Annotated in this window: 8 protein-coding genes; 3 read left to right on the top strand and 5 right to left on the bottom strand. The window is 71.1% G+C overall.

Going from position 1 to position 18,224, the window contains the following annotated elements:
- Positions 1–2: 2 nt before the first annotated feature.
- The 3 genes from PKF00_RS25600 to PKF00_RS25590 are packed head-to-tail and all read left to right on the top strand — an operon-like array spanning position 3 to position 2,594.
- The gene (locus PKF00_RS25600; protein WP_271220174.1) at positions 3–719 is read left to right on the top strand and encodes an ABC transporter permease; all 717 of its coding nucleotides are present in this window, start codon (positions 3–5) and stop codon (positions 717–719) included.
- Positions 720–774: 55 nt separating this feature from the next.
- The gene (locus tag PKF00_RS25595; RefSeq protein ID WP_271220173.1) at positions 775–2,127 is read left to right on the top strand and encodes an AAA family ATPase; all 1,353 of its coding nucleotides are present in this window, start codon (positions 775–777) and stop codon (positions 2,125–2,127) included.
- Between the two features lie 2 nt (positions 2,128–2,129).
- Positions 2,130–2,594: a hypothetical protein gene (locus tag PKF00_RS25590; RefSeq protein ID WP_271220172.1), complete on the top strand. Its 465-nt coding sequence runs from the start codon at positions 2,130–2,132 to the stop codon at positions 2,592–2,594.
- Between the two features lie 45 nt (positions 2,595–2,639).
- Here the strand turns inward: PKF00_RS25590 and PKF00_RS25585 are convergent, their stop codons facing one another.
- From PKF00_RS25585 to rpsI, 5 genes are all read right to left on the bottom strand, one after another.
- The gene (locus PKF00_RS25585; protein ID WP_271220171.1) at positions 2,640–3,305 is read right to left on the bottom strand and encodes a hypothetical protein; all 666 of its coding nucleotides are present in this window, start codon (positions 3,303–3,305) and stop codon (positions 2,640–2,642) included.
- A gap of 109 nt (positions 3,306–3,414) precedes the next feature.
- Positions 3,415–15,177: a DUF7927 domain-containing protein gene (locus PKF00_RS25580; RefSeq protein ID WP_271220170.1), complete on the bottom strand. Its 11,763-nt coding sequence runs from the start codon at positions 15,175–15,177 to the stop codon at positions 3,415–3,417.
- Positions 15,170–16,162 (bottom strand): fimbrial biogenesis chaperone, encoded by a 993-nt coding sequence (locus tag PKF00_RS25575; protein WP_271220169.1) that lies wholly within the window; start codon positions 16,160–16,162, stop codon positions 15,170–15,172. Before PKF00_RS25575 ends, PKF00_RS25580 begins: the two co-directional genes overlap by 8 nt.
- A gap of 173 nt (positions 16,163–16,335) precedes the next feature.
- On the bottom strand, positions 16,336–17,691 hold the full coding sequence (gene glmM / locus PKF00_RS25570; RefSeq protein WP_271220168.1) for a phosphoglucosamine mutase: 1,356 nt from the start codon (positions 17,689–17,691) through the stop codon (positions 16,336–16,338).
- 1 nt (position 17,692) lies between these two features.
- Positions 17,693–18,214 carry a 30S ribosomal protein S9 gene (gene rpsI / locus PKF00_RS25565; RefSeq protein WP_271220167.1) on the bottom strand — a complete coding sequence of 174 codons (522 nt, stop codon included), beginning with the start codon at positions 18,212–18,214 and terminating at the stop codon, positions 17,693–17,695.
- Between the last annotated feature and the right edge of the window lie 10 nt (positions 18,215–18,224).

The following is an 18,224-nucleotide window of genomic DNA, read 5'->3' as shown; positions in this document are numbered from 1 at the left end:
CAATGAACGCTGTCATCGCCGGAATCTCCTACCGCGCGCTGCTCGGCCGCAGAAGGATCTGGCTGCTGGTCCTGCTGCCGGTGGTGCTGATCGCTCTGGCCGTGCTCCTGCGGATCGTCAGCGGCGGGAGCGAGCTGATCACGGTCGAGTTCATGCAGAAGTTCGCCCTCGGCGCGATACTGCCCCTGCTGGGCCTGATCGCGGGGACAGGTGTGATCGCCCCCGAGATCGACGACGGCACGATCGTCCACCTGCTGGCCAAGCCGATCTCCCGCCCGGTCATCGCGCAGACCAAGTTCCTCGTCGCCGCCTCGATGCTCGCGCTGTTCGCCGCCGTGCCGACCTTCGTCGCGGCCTACCTGCTGATCAACCTCGAGTCCGGCATCGCGTACGGCTTCGCCCTCGGCGCCCTCGTCGGCGGCCTCGCGTACGCGGCGTTGTTCATGCTGCTGGGCATCCTGACCCGGCACGCGGTGACGATCGGCATCGCCTACGCGCTCATCTGGGAGGGCGTGGTCGGCAACTTCGTCCCCGGCGCCCGCAGGTTCTCCATCCAGCAGTGGGCGCAGACGATCGCCGACCAGGTGTCCTCGTCGTCGTTCCTGTCCAGCGAGCTCACACTCGGCTTCGCCGTCACCGCCCTGCTGGTCGTCACGGTCGGCGCGGTCGTCTGGGCGGGCCAGCGCCTGCGGAGCTTCTCCCTGACCGGCGACGAGTAGGCCCTCGACGTCATGTGCACCCCCTGGTGAGGGGGTGCACATGTACGGTTCAGATATGAAGCCTCGCCTGACCGAGCTGCGCCTCACCGAGTTCAAGACCTTCAGCGAGGCGACTCTTCCTCTGGGCGGCATGACGACGCTCATCGGCCGCAACAGCAGCGGAAAGTCCAACGCTCTCGACGGTCTTGAAGTGCTGTCCCGTCTGGCGACCGGTGCGGACATCGTCGACGCGCTGGACAGCAGGCGGGGTGACGAGGGGCCGCTGCGGGGAGGCGTCGAGGGGTGCCCTCCGCACGGGGCGGACCGGTTCCAGCTGGGATGCACCGTCTTGGCGCCCGATCGACTCGGTGACAGCTATTTCGCCATAAAACTCGACGTCACGGTCCAGGTCCGCCCGGAACCCGAGATCGTCAGCGAGCGTCTGGTCGGCCTGTCAGGAAAACGCCGATCGACCCGTGACCCCGTACGCCAGATTCTTCACGATCTCATCAGGACATCCGAGACGAATCCGGAATCGGGCACCATCGACGCCACCTGGTACAACGGCCGTCGAGGACGAGACCCCAGGAGCTCGTTCCGCTCCGATCGCCTTCTCACCAGCCAGCTCCCGCTCCGGCTCGCCGGGGAGACCGAGGCTGAGCGGCGCGTCGTCACCGCCGCGCAGGACGTCCTGGAGACGCTTCGCGGGGTCTTCCATCTGGACCCCGTCCCCCATCTCATGCGGCAGTACGTTCCCAGCCGGGACATTCGGCTGCGCAGGACGGCCGAGAACCTCTCCGCCGTGATCGACCACATGGAGAGGCACGACCCCGAACGCTTCCGGCAGTTGGTCTGCCATGTGCAGAGTCTCGTCGAACACGAGGTGACGGACATCGAGGTCATCCGTTCCCCGCTCAACGACGTGATGCTCGCGCTCCGCGAGGACGGTGCCGTCACACCCGCCAGGGAGATGAGCGACGGTCTGCTGAGGTTCGCGGCCATCGCCACGAGCCTGCTCCGGCAAGGACAGGATCTCGACCTCGGCGCCCGGAGCGCGGAAGGAGACAGAAGATCTCCCGCTCTGGTGATCGAGGAGTTGGAGAACGGCCTGCATCCCTCCCAGGCCGCCCAGATACTTGGTCTGGTCAAGCAGGCCACACAGAAAGCCGCCTCACAAGTGATCTTCACGACGCACAGTCCCGCCCTGCTCTCGGCTCTGGAGGCGGAAGACCACAAGAACGTCGTCGTCTGTTCACGCGACCGCGAGACCGGCCTTTCCCATCTCCAGCCACTCCCCGATATGGACGGGTATCCCAGCTTGATGGCTCAGGGTGATCTCGGCTCGATCGTCACCTCCGGCCTTCTGAAGCAGGAGCCCGCCCAGGCGCGTGACTTCACCGAGTTCGACCGTCTCATGGGAATCGGCTAGGCATGGCACGCAGGGTGGAGTTCGTCGACACGTCGGTGCTCTGCAACATCCTGGACGTTCCCGGAAAGAACCAGGACCGGAAGAGCGTGCTACGCGAGCTGGACGAGAAAAAAGGGTGTGATCTCGTCCTGCCGGTCACCACGGTCATAGAGACCGGCAACCATATCGCTCAACTCCCCGACGGCCGAGTCCGCAGAGACCACGCCGACAGGCTGCGCGCTCTGCTGGAGCTCGTCATCGCCGGCCAGGCCCCTTGGGTGCTCCACACCGTCGAATGGGGTGAGGGGTTCCTGCGTTCGCTGCTTGCGGGAGCGGGGACGGGGATGCCCTTCTCCGACCACGTGATGGCCAAGTTGGGGCTGGGAGACCTCTGCATCCTGACCGAGCGGGAGCTCTACCGCACCAGGGTCGTCAACGTGGAAGTCGGCATCTGGACTCTGGACACACAGCTCCGATCCCATTCATGAGCCCCGTGGCGCGGCACGCGGTGCGGGCCGTGCCACGGGGGTTCCTCAGGGCGTCTTACGGGGCTGGAAGGGGAACTTCCCGCGCCGGAAGGCCCACACCCCCAGCACCGCCACGGCCAGCAGCGCCGCTCCGGTGGGGATGTACCACGGACGGTCGGCGTCGGAGGAGGCCGACCGACCGGCGGCCTCGGCCGCCGCGCCCGCGGGCAGCTGGTCGGAGTGGGCGGCGCAGACGATGGGCCTGCCCCCGCTCTCGGTGCTCGCGCAGGCGACGGTCGCCAGGCGCAACAGGTCCTGCGGGGTGGCCAGCACCTGGGCCTTGGTGTGGAAGGTGGCGTTCTTGCCCGCGGGCAGGTCCACGGTCCAGGCGACCTGTCCCTCCTTGGCCGTGCCGTGGCCGTCTGCCGAGACGAACTTCAGGCCCGCGGGCATGGTCTGGACGAGACGGAGGTCGTCGACGTCGGTCGTGCCGACGTTGTCGACGGTGATGGTGTAGGTCAGCCGGTCCCCCTCCTTGGCCGTCGTCCGCCCGTTGTCGACGGCGATGCTGAGCTTGGGGACGGGCTCGGCCGCCTTCACGGGACCCGCCGCCCCCACGCGGCCTCCCGACGCCGCCGACGAGGGGGTGGCGAGCGCCACGACCATGGCCGTGCCGAGCCCGCAGAGCGCGGCGGCGCGTCTCGTGACGCCGGTGGACGGTGTTCCTGCCATGGCTTGTCTCCTTCTCGTTGTTCGTTTCGGATGCCGGAGGGGTGTCATGGGACGTCGGCGGGTTCCGGCTCGCGGCAGTGGCGGACCAGGCGACGGGTCAGGTGGCGGGTCAGTTGGTCGTGGCGACGTAGTCGAGCGTCGCCGAGTAGCGGGACGCCGGGACGAACGGGATGTCGACCTCGTAGTCGTTGCTGATGGCGTCGCCTCCGGGCGCTGACGGGTCGGACTGCCGGTGGACGAGCACCGGCACGCCGGGTGACAGGGGCGAGAACGTCGTGGTGCCGTGCTCGCGCACGCGCAGGCTGCCGATCGGGAGGGAGAACACCTCTCCGGACAGCGTCGTGGTGAGCTCCGGCGACCTGGCCAGCACGGTGACGTTGTAACCGTCGGGGCTGTCGGTCGTGACCGTCATCGTCACGGCCTCGTCGCGCCGCACGGTCGTGTCCGGGCTCCCGGTCAGGGTGAAGTCGCCGGTCAGGTCGGTGAGGGTGATGGTCACCGCCGTCACGGAGGTCAGGACGGAGCAGCGGGGATCGGCGCCGCCCGCCGGACAGGTGCCGCCGATCGTCGGCGAGACGACCCGGCTGTCGAGGACGGCGTCTCCGCCGGGGGCCTCGTCCCTGACCGCGACGGTGAAGGTGATGACCACGGCCGCGTCGACGGGAAGCGCCCCCGTCCAGGTCAGGGTGTCGCCGCCGAAGCCGACGACGCCGACCGTCGCGGTCGCGTCGCCGGAGTACACGGCGTCGTCGAGCACCCCGGCCAGCAGGCCGGTGACCGTGGCGGCGGCGTAGGGAACCTCCCCGGTGTTCGTGGCCGTGATCGTGTACCGGACCTGACCGCCCGCGACGACGTCGCCGCTGTTGTCCGCCGCCACGGTGACGGTGAGGGCGGGGACGAGGACGGTGACGGTCGTGGCGCAGCGCGGGTCCGAGCCGCCCGCGGGGCAGGTGCTTCCCTGGGAGGGGGAGACCACGGCGCCGGTCAGGGCCCGGTCGCCCGGCGCGGGGTAGCGGGCGACGACCGAGTAGGCGACCGTCGCGGTGGCGCCGACCGCCAGGTTCCCGGTCCAGGTCAGGGCGTCGTCGGCGTAGACGACGGTCCCCGTGGTCGCCGTCGCGTCGTTTCCGTAGGAGGCGTCGTCCAGCACGTCGGCCAGCGGGTCGACGAACGTCGCGCCGGTGTAGGAGGTCTCGCCGGTGTTGGCGAGCGTCACCGTGTAGTGGACGACCTTCCCCGCGGCGACGGTCACGGTGTCGGCGGTCTTCGTGATCGTCAACTGTGGCACCAGCACGCGCACGAGCGTCGTGCACGCGGGGTTCGTGCTCCCCGCCGGACAGGTGCTTCCGGGAGAGGCGGAGACCACGCCCCCGGAGATGACCTTGTCGCCGGTGTCGGGATCCCGCACCGCGAGGGAGTAGGTGACGGTCGCGGTCGCGCCGACGGCGAGGGCTCCGGTCCACGTCAGGTCCGTGCCGTCGAAGTCGACCGTGCCGGTGCTCGCGACGGCGTCCCCGGTGTGGACCGCGTCGTCGAGCGCCCCCGCGAGCGGGTCGGTGAGGGACGCGGCGGTGTACGCCGTCTGCCCGGTGTTGGTGACGGTGATCGTGTAACCGATCGTGCCTCCCGGGGTGGCGGTGGCCGCGTCCGCCGTCTTGGCGATGGCCAGGCCGGGGATCAGGACGGTGACGGTCGCGGAACAGGCGGGGCTCGCGTCCCCTGTGGGGCAGGTGCTTCCCCTGGCGGGCGAGGTGACGACGCTCCTGATCGCCTTGTCCCCCGGGTCGGGGTCGCGCACGGTGACGGAGTAGGTGACGGTCGCGGTCGCGCCGATCTCCAGGTCGCCCGTCCAGGTCAGGTCGGCCCCGGTGAACATCACGCTTCCCAGGTCGGCGGTCGCGTTCCCGTCGTAGACCGCGTCGTCCAGGACCAGCGCCAGGGAGTCGGTGACGACCGCCCCCGCGTACGGTGTCTGCCCGGTGTTGGTGATCGCGATCGTGAACCGTACGGTGTCGCCCGGGGTCGCGGTCGCCGTGTCCGCCGTGGTCGAGACGGCGAGCGCGGGGGTCAGGACGAGCACCGTGGAGGCGCAGGCGGGATTGGCGCCGTCCTCGGGGCAGGTGCTGCCCGCCTCACCGGAGACGACGAAGGCGACGAGGAAGTTGTCTCCGGGGTTGGGGTCGCGCACGGTGACGGAGTAGGTGACGGTCGCGCTCTCCCCGGCCGCCAGGTCGCCCGTCCAGGTCAGGCCGAGGCCGGTGAACATCACACTTCCCAGGTCGGCGGTCGCGTTCCCGTCGTAGACCGCGTCGTCCAGGACCAGCGCCAGGGAGTCGGTGACGACCGCCCCCGCGTACGGCGTCTGCCCGGTGTTGGCGATCGTGATCGTGTAACCGACCTTCGCGCCCGGTGTGGTGGTGACGGTGTCGGCGCTCCTGACGATCGACAGGGCGGGGACGAGCACGGTGACCGGCACCGAGCACGACGGGTCCGTCGCGCCGGTGGGGCAGGTGCTGCCCAGCGTGTCCGAGACGACCGTGTTGACCATCCGCTTGTCGCCGGGATCGGGGTCGCGGACCGTCACCGTGTAGTTGACGGTCACGGACTCGCCGACCGCGAGGTCGCCGGTCCAGGTCAGGTTCGTGCCGTCGAAGTCCAGCGTTCCGCTGCTCGCGACGGCGTCCCCGCCGTAGACGGCGTCCGAGAGCACCTGGGCCAGCTGGTCGGTGAACGTCGCGCCGGTGTACGGGGTCTGGCCGGTGTTGGTGACCGTGGTCGTGTAGGTGACCGTGCCTCCGGGTGTGACCGTGCCGGTGTTCGCGGCCTTGAGGAAGGTCAGGCCGGGCGTCAGCGCGGTGACGACGGTCGTGCACGCGGGCGCGGAGCCGCCGACGGGGCAGTTGTTCCCCGCGGCGGGTGAGGTGACCACGGTGGTCAGGAGCCTGTCTCCGGCGTCGGGGTTGTTCACCGTCACCGAGTAGGTGACGGTGACGGTCTCGCCGACCGCGAGGGCGCCTGTCCACGTCAGCGTGCCGGTCTCGGGCACCCTGGTGACGCCGCCCGCGGTGGCCGCCGCGTCACCGTTGTAGGCGGCGTCGTCGAGGACGCCGGTGAGGTCGACGTCCACACTGGTCGCGGAGTACGGCGTCTGCCCGCTGTTGGTGATCGTGACGGTCTGGCGCACCACCCCGGTCGGAAGGGTGACGGTGACGTCGGCCGCGTTCACGATCGTCACCCGTGACAGGAGGATCGTCTGGGTGCAGCGCGGATCGGCCCCGCCCACAGGACAGGTGCTGCCGGGGGTGGTCGAGGTCACGGCGTCGGTCAGCCGCCGGTCACCGGTGCCGGGGTCGTTCGCCCTGACGCTGTAGGTGACGACGGCCGCCTGACCGGGGGCGAGACTCCCGGTCCAGGTCAGGTCCGTGCCGGTGAGGCTCACCGTGCCGACGTCGGCGGCGGCGTCCCCGTTGTACGTCGCGTCGTCCAGCACGCCGGCCAGCGCGTCGGCGAACGTCGCCGCGGGGTAGGGGACCTGGCCCGAGTTGGTGACCCTGACCGTGTAGGAGACCGTCCCCCCTGGCGTGACGGACGTGGTGTTCGCGCTCTTGACGAGCGTCAGTGCCCGGGTGAGGACGACGACCCGCGCGGTGCACGCCGTGTTGCCGCTGGCGGGCGGGCAGGTGCTGCCCTCGTCGGTGGAGACGGCCGAGTTGGCGAGAAGCTTGTCGCCGGTGTCGGGATCGTTCGTGGTGATCGAATAGGTGACGGTGACGCTTTCTGCGACGGCGAGGTTCCCGGTCCAGGTCAGTGTCTGATCGGTGAGGCCGACGGCGCCCGAGGTCGCGGTCGCGTCGCCGTTGTAGACGGCGTCGTCGAGCAGACCGGCCAGTGAGTCGGTGACGGCGGCTCCGGTGTAGGGGGTCTGCCCGCTGTTGGTCACGGTGATCGTGTAGCCCACCGTGCCTCCGGGGACCGTCACGTTTGTGCTCGCGGCCTTGGCGATCGTCAGGGCCGGGGTGAGGACGGTGACGCTGGTCGCGCAGGCGGGGTCGGCGCTTGCCGAGGGGCAGTTGTTCCCAGGCGCGGAGGAGGAGACGACGGTGGTGAGGACGTGGTTGCCGAGGTCGGGGTTCTGCACGACGAAACCACTGGACACCGTGACGCTGCCGCCCACCGGAACGTCTCCCGTCCATTCGAGGCCGGTGGCTCCGAAGCCCAGGGTCCCCGAGGTGGCCGTGCTGTCACCGGTGGGGAAGGCGTCGTCGACGACGTCGGGTCCCTCGAAGACGACGGTGATCCCGTAGTACGGGGTCGTGCCGGTGTTGGTGATCACACCGGTGAAGCGAACCGCGCCTCCCGGTTTGGTGAAGAGCGTGTCGGCGGAGCTGACGATCTCCAGGCTGGAGACCGTCACGGTGGTGGAGCAGCGTGGGTCGGCGCCGCCGGCCGGGCAGTTGCCGCCGACCGAGGCCGACGTCAGGGTGGTCGCGAGGATCTCGTTCCCGGTGTCCGGGGCGTTCACCGTCACCGAGTAGGTGACGGTGGCCGTCCCGCTCGCCGGGACGGTGCCGGTCCATGTCAGGTCCGTGCCGGTGAGGTTCACCGTGCCGACGTCGGCGGCGGCGTCCCCGTTGTAGGTCGCGTCGTCCAGCACCCCGGCCAGCGCGTCGACGAACGTCGCGCCGGGGTACGGCGTGAGGCCCGAGTTGGTGACCGTGACGGTGTAGGCGACCGTCTGACCCCGCGCCGCCGAGCTGACGTTCGCCGACGTGCCGAACGTCAGCGTGGCCGCTTCGACGACCCTGACGGTGACCGCGCAGCGCGGGTCGGTGTTGCCCGCCGGGCAGGTGCTGCCCCGGACCGCGGAGGAGACGGGGCCGGTCAGCGTCAGGTTCCCGGTCACGGGGTTGTTCACGGTGACCGAGTAGGTGACGGTCACGCTCTCGCCGACCGCCAGGTCACCGGTCCAGGTCAGGTTCGTGCCGGTGAGGGTCACCGTGCCGGTGCCCGCGACGGCGTCCCCGTTGTAGGTCGCCTCGTCCAGCACGTCGGCCAGCGCGTCGGTGAGCGTCGCCCCCGTGTAGGCCGTCTGGCCGGTGTTCGCAGCCGTGACCGTGTAGGTGACGACGGCTCCGGGCACCGCGGTCGCGGAGCCGGCCGTCTTCCTGATCGTCAGAGCCGGGGTCAGCACGGTGACGGTCGTGGAGCAGCGCGGATCACCGCTCGCCGGAGTGCAGTTGGAGCCGGTGTCGGTCGAGGTGACGCTGTCCACCAGCGACTTGTCTCCCGGGTCGGGATCGCGGACCGTCACCGAGTAGGTGATCACCGCGCTCGCCCCGACCGGCAGATCGCCGGTCCAGGTCAGGTTCGACCCCGCGAGGGCCACCGCGCCGACGGTCGCCGCGGCGTCCCCGTTGTAGACCGCGTCGTCCAGGACGCCCGCCAGCGCGTCGGTGACCGTGGCTCCGGTGTACGGCGTCTGCCCCGAGTTGGTGACCGTGACGGTGTGGCCGACCGTGCTCCCCGGTGTGGTGACGGACGTGTCGGCGGCCTTCGTGATCGTCAGGCCGGGGACCACCACGGTGAGCCGGGCCGTACAGCGTGGGTCGTCGCCGTTCGGAGGACAGCTGTTGCCGGGCGCGTCGGAGATCAGGGTGCCGGTGAGGACCCTGTCTCCGGTGGGCGGGTTCTTCACGGTCAGCGTGCCGGTGACCGTGACGACGCCGCCGACCGGGATGCTCCCCGTCCAGGTGATCCTGTTGGCGTCGAGCACCAGGCTTCCGGAGGAGGCGGTCTGGTCGCCGACGGGGATGGCGTCGTCGACGGTGCCCGCCGTCGGGCTGAAGACGCTGATTCCCGTGAAGGGAACCTGTCCGGTGTTGGTGAAGGTGGCGTTGAGGCGCACCACCGAGCCTGGGGTCGCGGTGGAGTCGACGTAGCTCTGGGCGAGGACCAGCCGGGCGACGGGGACGGTGGCCGAGCACCTGGTGTCGGTGCCGCCCGCCGGGCAGTTGCTTCCCCTGACGGTCGAGACGGCCGCCCCGGTGAGCAGCGCGTCCCCGGGGTCGGGGTCGCGGACCGTCACCGAGTAGGTGATCGTGGCGGTCGCGCCGGCCGCGAGGTCGCCCGTCCACGTCAGGTTCGAGCCGTCGAAGGCGACCGCGCCGCCGGTCGCGGTGGCGTCCCCGTTGTAGACCGCGTCGTCCAGCACCCCCGCCAGCGCGTCGGTGACCGTGGCTCCGGTGTACGGCGTCTGCCCGGAGTCGGCGACGGCGACCGAGTAGCGGACGACGGATCCCGGCGCCGTCGTGGAGACGTCGGCGCTCTTGGTGACGGTCAGGGCCGGCACGAGGACGGTCACGGTCGTCGAGCACCTGGCGTCGGCTCCGCCGGGCGGGCAGGTGCTGCCGGGCGCACTCGAGACCGCCGTGTTGACCATCTGCTTGTCGCCGGGGTCGGGGTCGCGGACCGTCACCGAGAAGGTGATCGTGGCGGTCGCGCCCACCGCCAGGTCGCCGGTCCACGTCAGGTTCGTCCCGGAGAGGGTCACCGTGCCGGTGGTCGTCGTGACGTCCCCGTTGTAGACCGCGTCGGTCAGAACCAGGGCGAGCTGGTCGGTGAGCGTGGCGCCGGTGTACGGCGTCTGCCCGGTGTTGGAGGCCGTGACCGTGTAGGTGACGGTCTCACCGGGGGTGACCGTCTGCCGGTCCGCGGTGGTGACGACGGTCAGGGCCGGGACGAGCACGGTCACACTGGTCGAGCATCCGGGGCCCGTGCCGGTGATCGGACAGGTGCTGCCCGGCGCGGTGGACGTCACGGCGGTGGTCAGGACTTTGTCGCCGGTGTCCGGGTTGTTCACCGTGACCGACCCGGTCACGGTGACCGTCTCCCCGATCGCCACGTTCCCGGTCCACACCAGTGTTCCGTTCGGCCCCAGGGAGACGCTGCCCGCACTGGCCGTGAGGTCGCCGTTGTAGCTCGCGTCGTCGACCGCGCCCGCGACGTTGAGCGAGGCGCTGACGCCGTTGTGGTCGGTCTGCCCGGTGTTGGTCAGCGTGACGGTGTACGGCACGACCCCGCCGGGCGTGGTCGTGGTGACGGTCGTGGCGTTGGTGATCTGCAGCCGAGGGATCAGGACGAGCACGTCGCTGGCGCAGCGGGTGTTCGTGCCGCCGACCGGGCAGGTGCTGCCCGAGGTGGCCGAGGTGACGGCGCCGGTCAGCGCCCTGTCCCCGGTGTCCGGGTCGTTCACCGTGACGGAGTAGGCGACGGTCGCGGTCGCGCCGACCGCGAGGTTGCCCGTCCAGGTCAGGGTGGAGCCGCTGAGCGAGAGGCCCCCGGTCGTCGCGGTCGCGTCGCCGTTGTAGGTCGCGTCGTCCAGCACCCCGGCCAGCGCGTCGGCGAACGTCGCGCCGGTGTAGGCCGTCTGGCCCGAGTTGGTGGCCGTGACCGTGTAGCGCACGGTCGCCCCGGGCGTCACGGACGACAGGTCTGCCGTCTTGGTGATCGTCAGCGCGGGCACCAGGACCGGGACGCTCGTCGAGCAGGCGGGGGCCGGGTTCGCGGCGCGGCAGTTGTTCCCCGCCGCGGTCGAGGTGACGGAGCTGTTGAGGACCTTGTCTCCGGGGTCCGGGTCCTTCACCGTGACCGAGTAGGCGACGGTCGCCGTCGCGCCGACCGCGAGGTTGCCCGTCCAGGTCAGGGTGGAGTCGACGACGGCGACGCCGCCCGAGGTGGCGACGGCGTCCCCGTTGTAGGTCGCGTCGTCCAGCACGCCCGCCAGGGGAAGCGTGAAGCCGGTGCCGGTGTAGGCCGTCTGGCCGGTGTTGGCCGCCGTGACCGTGTAGCGCACGGTCGATCCCGGCGTCGTGGTGGCCGCGTCCGCGCTGCTGGTGATCGTCAGGGCGGGGATGAGGACGGTGACGGCCGCGGCGCACTGCGCGCCCGGGTTGCCGACCGGGCAGGTGTTTCCCTGGGTGGTCGAGGAGACGGCGCCGGACAGGTTCCTGTCTCCGGTGTCGGGGTCCTTGACCGTGACGGAGTAGGTGACGGTCGCCGTCGCGCCGACCGCGAGGTTGCCCGTCCAGGTCAGGGTGGAGCCGCTGAGTGAGACGCTTCCCGCTGTCGCGACCGCGTCGCCGTTGTAGGTCGCGTCGTCGAGCACCCCGGCCAGCGCGTCGGCGAACGTCGCGCCGGTGTAGGCCGTCTGGCCGTTGTTGGTGACGGTGACGGTGAAGGGAACCGTCGAGCCCGGGGTCGTGGTCGAGACGCCCGCGCTCTTGACGATGGACAGCCCGGAGACGGTCACCGTGGCGGTGCACCGGGCGTCCGCGCCGCCGGACGGGCAGGTGCTGCCGAGCGTCGGGGAGGTCACGGTGCCGGCCAGCACCTTGTTGCCGGTGTCCGGGTTGGCCACCTTGACGGAGTAGGTGACGGTCACGGTCGCGCCCGCCGCGACGTTGCCGGTCCAGGTCAGGTTCGGGCCGGTGTACGACACCGTTCCCGAGGTCGCCGTCGCGTCCGCGTTGTAGACGGCGTCGTCCAGGACGCCGGTCAGCGGATCGGTCAGCGTCACACCGGTGAACGCGCTCGCCCCGGTGTTGTTCACGGTGATCGTGTAGTTGACCGTGCCGCCGGGCGCGACGGCCGAGACGTCGGCGGTCTTGACGATGACCAGCGGGCCCGCGGTGACGACGAGCGTCACCGACCTGGTGGCCGTCTGGCCGTTGGCGTCGGTCACCTGGACCGTGAACGGGTGACTGCCCGTCGTGGTCGGCGTGCCGGACAGCACGCCCGTCGAGGCGTTGAGCGTCAGCCCCGGCGGCAGACTGCCTGCGGGAATCGACCAGGTGAGCGGCGCGGTGCCGCCGGTCACCGTCAACGGCACGCTGTAGGCCACCCCGACCTGGGCCGCGGGCGGGGCGGAGAAGGAGAACGACGGCTGGGCCGCGACGGTGACGGTGACGGTCCTGGTCGCGGTCTGGTTCAGGGCGTCGGTCACCTTCGCCGTGAAGGAGTAGGTGCCCGAGGCGGTCGGCGTGCCGGACAGCACGCCCGTCGAGGCGTTGAGCGTCAGCCCCGGCGGCAGGGTGCCCGCCGCGACCGACCAGGTGTACGGCGCGGTGCCGCCGGTCACCGCCAGCGTGACGCCGTAGGCCACCCCGACCTCCCCCGCCGGTGGGGCGGAGAAGGAGAACGACGGCGGGGGCGCGATGGTGAGGGTGACCGCCTGGGTGGCGCTCTGGTTGACGGCGTCGGTCACCTTCACGGTGAAGGAGTAGGTGCCCGAGGCGGTCGGCGTGCCGGACAGCACGCCCGTCGAGGCGTTGAGCGTCAGCCCCGCCGGAAGCGTTCCGCCGCTGATCGACCAGGTGTACGGCGACGTGCCGCCGGTCACCGCCAGCGTGACGCCGTAGGCCGCCCCGACCTCTCCCGCCGGCGGGGCGGGGAGGTTCAGGCTCGGCAGGGCGTTGGGGACGACCGAGGCGGACGGGGCGGAGGCGGCGCCGGTGCCCGCGGCGTTCTGGGCGGCGACGGTGAAGGTGTAGGTCGCGCCCGGGGTGAGCCCGGTGAGGGTCTGGGTGGTCGCCGTGCCGCTGAACGTCTGGGGCGTCTGCGCGACGCCGTTGAGGTACGGCGTGACGACGTAGCCGGTGATGGCGCTGCCGTTGTTGCCCGGCGCGGTCCAGGTCATCGTCGCCGTGGCGTCGCCCGCGGTGACCGTGGTGATCGTCGGCTTGCCCGGCACGTTGTAGGGGACGACGGCCGTGGACGCCGGACTGGCCGTACCGGTGCCGAAGGCGTTCACCGCGGTCACGGTGAAGGTGTAGGAGGAGCCCGCGGTCAGCCCGGTCAGCGTCCGCGTGGTCGCGGAGGCGTCGTAGGTGATCGGCGTCTGGGCCACGCCGTCCTTGTACGGCGTGACGACGTAGCTCGTGATGGCGCTGCCGTTGCCGCTCGGCGCGGTCCAGGTCACCGTGGCGCCGGTCACCCCGGCGGTCGCCGTGGGGGCTGTGGGGGCGGCGGGCGAGCTGGCGTAGGTGTAGGCGGCGTAGGCGGCGAGTCCCTGGGTGACGACGGTGACCCTGACCGCCGTGTTGCTGGCCCGGGAGGGCATCGACGGGATGGTGAGCGTGCCGTTGCCGTTGATCGTGAAGCAGCCGGTGGTGACGCCGGTGGCGCAGGGCAGCAGCACCACGGGGGTGCCCGCCTGCTGCTCGGCGACGGTGCCGATCTCGATGGCGGTGGCGTTGCCGATGTTCGACCCGCTCACGGTGACGGTGTTGCCCCCGGAGATCGAGCCCGTGGTCGAGCTCAGCGTGATGCCGCTGGGCGTGCTCGGCAGGGTGCCCGCGGTCGTCGACGACGAGTAGCCGGGGTTGGCGTCGCTCGCCGACGCCGTGGCGACCGACGAGGTGCGGATCAGCGTCGGCGTGACGCTGCCGCCGGTGACGATGCCGACCACGGTGATCGGCGGCAGCGAGGAGCCCGCCGCGAAGGGGGTGTTGCCGTTGGTGCAGGTGACGGACTGCCCCGAGGGGGCGGCGCAGACCCAGCCCGTGCCGTACGCGCCCACGGGCACCACCCCCGCGGGCAGGGTCTCGGTGACCGAGATCGGGGAGGTCTCGCTGACCGCGCTGCCCACGCCGGCCGTGACGGTGTAGGTCACCGGGTCGCCCGCCGCCGGCGTCGTGGCGTTGTAGCTGGTCTGCGCGACGCTCAGCTCGGGAACCGCGTTGAGCGTGGTGACGGCGACGTTGTCGATCTCGTGGAAGTCGGTCGACCCTCCGGTCGAGGCCACCCAGCCGAACGCGAGCTGCTTGGGGACCCCGGAGGCGTCGAGCCAGCTCGACGGGAAGAGTCCGGACGTCACCGAGGGGAGCGAGCCCTGCAGCGTCCTGGCCGTGCCGCCGATCGGGGTGACCGACACCCGGTAGCTCTTCGCGGGGACCGACAGCCCTGAAGGGGTGGTGATGACCACGGTGCTGGGGTTGATGGCGACCTCGACCGGCACCGACCTGCGGGTGCTCGCCCGCAGCGAGAGCGCGGAGGAGGATGTGGAGGTGGCGGTGCTGTTGAGCGCGCAGTAGCCGGCGAGACCCTGTCCTGGCCCTCTGACGACGACCTGGCCCGGCACCGTGCCGCTCGTGCTGATGTAGGCGGGGTTGGTGCAGCCGGTGCCCTGGTAGGAGCTGTTGCTGAAGTTGCCGTAGACGTCGAGGCCGACGCCGAGGTAGCCGTAGGCCAGGCCGTTGAAACCGCTGGTGCCCGCCGCGGAGTAGCCGAGTGAGCCGCCCGTCGGACCGATGTTGGCCGGGGAGACCGGGTTGGTCGGGTCGACCGCCGCCAGCACGAAGGCGATGCCGTCCGCCCCGTTCCCGCCGTACTGGTAGGTGTTGAACGTCACGTCCAACCCCTGCGCGGTCGGCACGCTGGTCGCGCCGAAGACCCCGCCCAGCTTGTTGGTCGTCGCGTTCGTCAGCCGCAGCTTCCCGGAGCCCGTCGTGTCGTTCGTGCTGCTGCAGCTCCTCAGCACGCCGGTGCTGGTGTTGCCCGAGGCTGTCAGGCACGCCGTGTTCGACCCGCCCAGGCCGCTCGGCAGCGCGGGCAGCACCACGCTGCCGGTGCCGTCGGCGGTGTTGTTGCGGAACGTCTGGTCGAACACGGTGGTCCCGGCCGCGGACGCGGGCGTCGGCGTACCCGAGGTCCCGGTCAGTGTGGAGACCGACAGGGCGAGGACCAGGACCCGGGCGACCGTCCTGCCGCCCCTGGGCGTCCGTTCCCTCCTGGCCGCATGCCTGCCGGGACGCGCCGGTCCCGCCTCTCCGCGGCCGCTCGCCGGCCTCGTTCCCCGGCGGGCTCCGTCAGTCATCGCCGCCTCCGTGGGCAGGACCCGTCACGCCCGCGAGGGCGAGGAGGCGGGCTCTGTGGCCGCGCAGTGCCGAGCGGACGAGCAGGAACGCCAGCGCGAGCGCGGCGAGAAGGGCCGCGAGGAGATGGACGGGGAACACCACGATCGTCCTTGTCACGGCTCGGGCGGAACCGTCCGCGACCGCGACCGTCGCCTGGCAGACGCACATCAGCGGCGGGTCCCACAGCGCGGTGACCTCGCGGGTCGCGCCGCGCGTCACGGTGAACCCGGGGAACGGGACAGCGGTCCCGGTGAACCCGGGGAACGGGACGGCGGTCCCGTCGATCGACGCGTTCAGCCGGTCGACCGCGCGGAAGTCGCGGTGCGCCGTTCCCGTGTTGCGGACGCCCGCGGTGAGAGGCACGGGCCCTCCCGTCACGAAGCCGGGCGCGCGCAGGTCCGTCACCTCGGCCGAGTCGTCGGCGTGGCCGGGAACACCGATGTACAAAGGCACGCCGATTCCCCGATTGATCGTGACGGTGCCGCTTCGCTGCCCGGCGACCGCCTTGAAGACCAGGGCGACGTGGTGGTCACCGGGTTCCGGATGGCCGGGGACGGCGATCCTGACCCTGACCTCCCCGGTCGTCCCGGGAGGCAGCCTGAGTCGCTCGGGGACCGCGGTGATCCAGGTCGACGCCGAGTAGGGCGCCCGCTCCCGCAGGACCAGCGCGCCGCTGTCGTCCGCCGTGAAGTCCGACCTGTCGACGTGGACGTCGACCGGCGCGTCCCCGCCGTTCGTGACCCGGAACGTCTGCTCGGCATCGAGCTGCTCCGGGGGGACGACGAGCTTGGTCGGGCTCACCGACAGGGAGAAACCCGGTTCGGGAGCGGGAGCCGCATCGACGTCCTGCGCCGCCGCCCAGGACAGGCACACGGCGACCAGCCAGGAACCGACCACACCCGTGAACCGGCTGCGGCGGATCACCTCCGGACGCCATGACTCCACATCCACTCCCAGCGGCGTCCCTCCCAGCAGGAAGCCTCACGACGATCACTGAGAGTTTCTGATCAACTACCTGGAGTGTCAACGAATGCGAAGGTTCGGCGTGGCGTCAACGGGGTAATCGGGTACGCCGACGGCCCGGCGTGCGAGGCACGCCGGGCGGCGGAGAACCGCCTTCAGACGCAGGCGGTGCGGACGACCTCGGCCAGGTGGCCCGCCATCCGTTCGGCCTGCTCGGCGGAGGAGGCCTCGACCATGACGCGGATCATGGGTTCGGTCCCGCTGGGACGGATCAGCACCCGCCCCGTCTCCCCGAGCTCCGACTCGACCGCGGCGACCGCCGCGGACAGCTCGGGAACCGAGGCTTTAGCACGGTCCACATCTTTGACGTTGACCAGGATCTGCGGCAGCCGGGTCATCACCGAGGCCAGCTCCGCCAGCGACCTGCCCTCGCGGGCGACGACCGACAGCAGGTGGAGCGAGGTCAGCAGGCCGTCACCGGTGGTGGCGTGGTCGAGCAGCAGCACGTGGCCCGACTGCTCCCCACCGAGGTTGTAGCCCCCGGCCCTCATGGCCTCCAGCACGTAGCGGTCGCCGACGGCGGTCTCGATCACGTCGATGCCGGCGTTCCGCATCGCGATCTTGAAGCCCAGGTTGGACATGACCGTGGCGGCCACGGTCGAGCCCGCCAGCTTCCCCTCGGCGTGCATCGCCGTGGCGAGCACCGCCATGATCTGGTCGCCGTCGATCACCTCGCCGGTGTGCGAGACCGCGAGGCAGCGGTCGGCGTCCCCGTCGTAGGCGATCCCGACGTCCGCGCCGCGGGAGATCACGACCTGCTGGAGTTTGTCCAGGTGGGTCGAGCCGCACCCGGCGTTGATGTTGAGACCGTCCGGACGGGCGCCGATGGTCTCGACCGTGGCCCCCGCCCTCCTCAGCGCCTCGGGGGCCACCATGTGGGCGGCTCCGTTCGCGCAGTCGAGGACGACGTTCAGGCCGTCCAGACGACCGGAGACGGTGGACAGCACATGGGAGACGTAACGGTCTGCTTCGCCGTACGCCTCGCGCACGCGGCCGACCGAAGCGCCGACAGGGCGCTCCCACTTCTCGTCGAGCCGCTGCTCGATCTCGTTCTCCACCGTGTCGGGCAGCTTGTAGCCGCCTCGGGTGAGGAACTTGATCCCGTTGTCCGGGGCGGGGTTGTGGGAGGCGGAGATCATCACGCCCATGTCGGCTCCGAGAGCCGTGGTCAGGTATGCGACCGCCGGGGTGGGCAGCACGCCGAGCCGGAGAACATCCACGCCAGACGACGCAAGGCCGGCGACCACGGCAGCCTCCAGGAACTCTCCTGAAGCCCGCGGGTCCCGGCCCACGACGGCGACCGGGCGGCCTCGCCGCCCGACGCTGGCATTGAACGCCCCGGCATCGCCGAGGACATGAGCGGCCGCCACGGACAGGTCCATGGCGAGCTCGGCCGTGAGGTCGCTCCCTGCGACCCCACGTACCCCGTCGGTGCCGAAAAGGCGCCCCAACTTAACGCTTGCTGTACTGCGGAGCCTTGCGGGCCTTCTTGAGACCGTACTTCTTGCGCTCGGTGGCGCGGGCGTCACGGGTCAGGAAGCCGGCCTTCTTCAGCGGGGCGCGGTTGACCTCGACGTCCAGGATGGCGAGCGCGCGGGCGAGGCCCATGCGCAGGGCACCGGCCTGGCCGGTCACGCCGCCGCCGTCGATGCGGGCGATGACGTCGAACTGGTCCTCGGCGCCGAGCGTCACGAAAGGCTCGTTGACGATCTGCTGGTGGACCTTGTTCGGGAAGTAGACGTCGAGCGGACGACCGTTGATCGTCCACTTGCCGGTGCCCGGCACGATGCGCACGCGGGCGACGGCCTCCTTGCGACGACCCGTGCCGTAGGAGTTGCCCGTGGTGACGGGCTTACGGACGGCGGCCTCGCCGCTGGCAGTGGACTCGGAGGTGTACTCGGAGGGGAACTCCTCCGCGGAATACGTTTCCTGCTCGCCCTCGACGGGCGTCTCGACACCGGTGGGCTCAGCCACGGTTCTCCTC

The sequence above is a fragment of the Streptosporangium carneum genome, assembly GCF_027922005.1.
Taxonomy (GTDB): Bacteria; Actinomycetota; Actinomycetes; order Streptosporangiales; family Streptosporangiaceae; genus Streptosporangium; species Streptosporangium carneum.
The sequence above is the reverse complement of the archived record's forward strand: the minus strand, read 5'-3'. Positions and strand labels throughout refer to the sequence as shown.

Coding starts and splice junctions, on each gene's coding strand:
- PKF00_RS25600 (WP_271220174.1), top strand. CDS start 3: ATGAACGCTGTCATCGCCGGAATCTCCTACCGCGCGCTGCTCGGCCGC.
- PKF00_RS25580 (WP_271220170.1), bottom strand. CDS start 15,177: ATGACTGACGGAGCCCGCCGGGGAACGAGGCCGGCGAGCGGCCGCGGA.
- PKF00_RS25590 (WP_271220172.1), top strand. CDS start 2,130: ATGGCACGCAGGGTGGAGTTCGTCGACACGTCGGTGCTCTGCAACATC.
- PKF00_RS25585 (WP_271220171.1), bottom strand. CDS start 3,305: ATGGCAGGAACACCGTCCACCGGCGTCACGAGACGCGCCGCCGCGCTC.
- PKF00_RS25595 (WP_271220173.1), top strand. CDS start 775: ATGAAGCCTCGCCTGACCGAGCTGCGCCTCACCGAGTTCAAGACCTTC.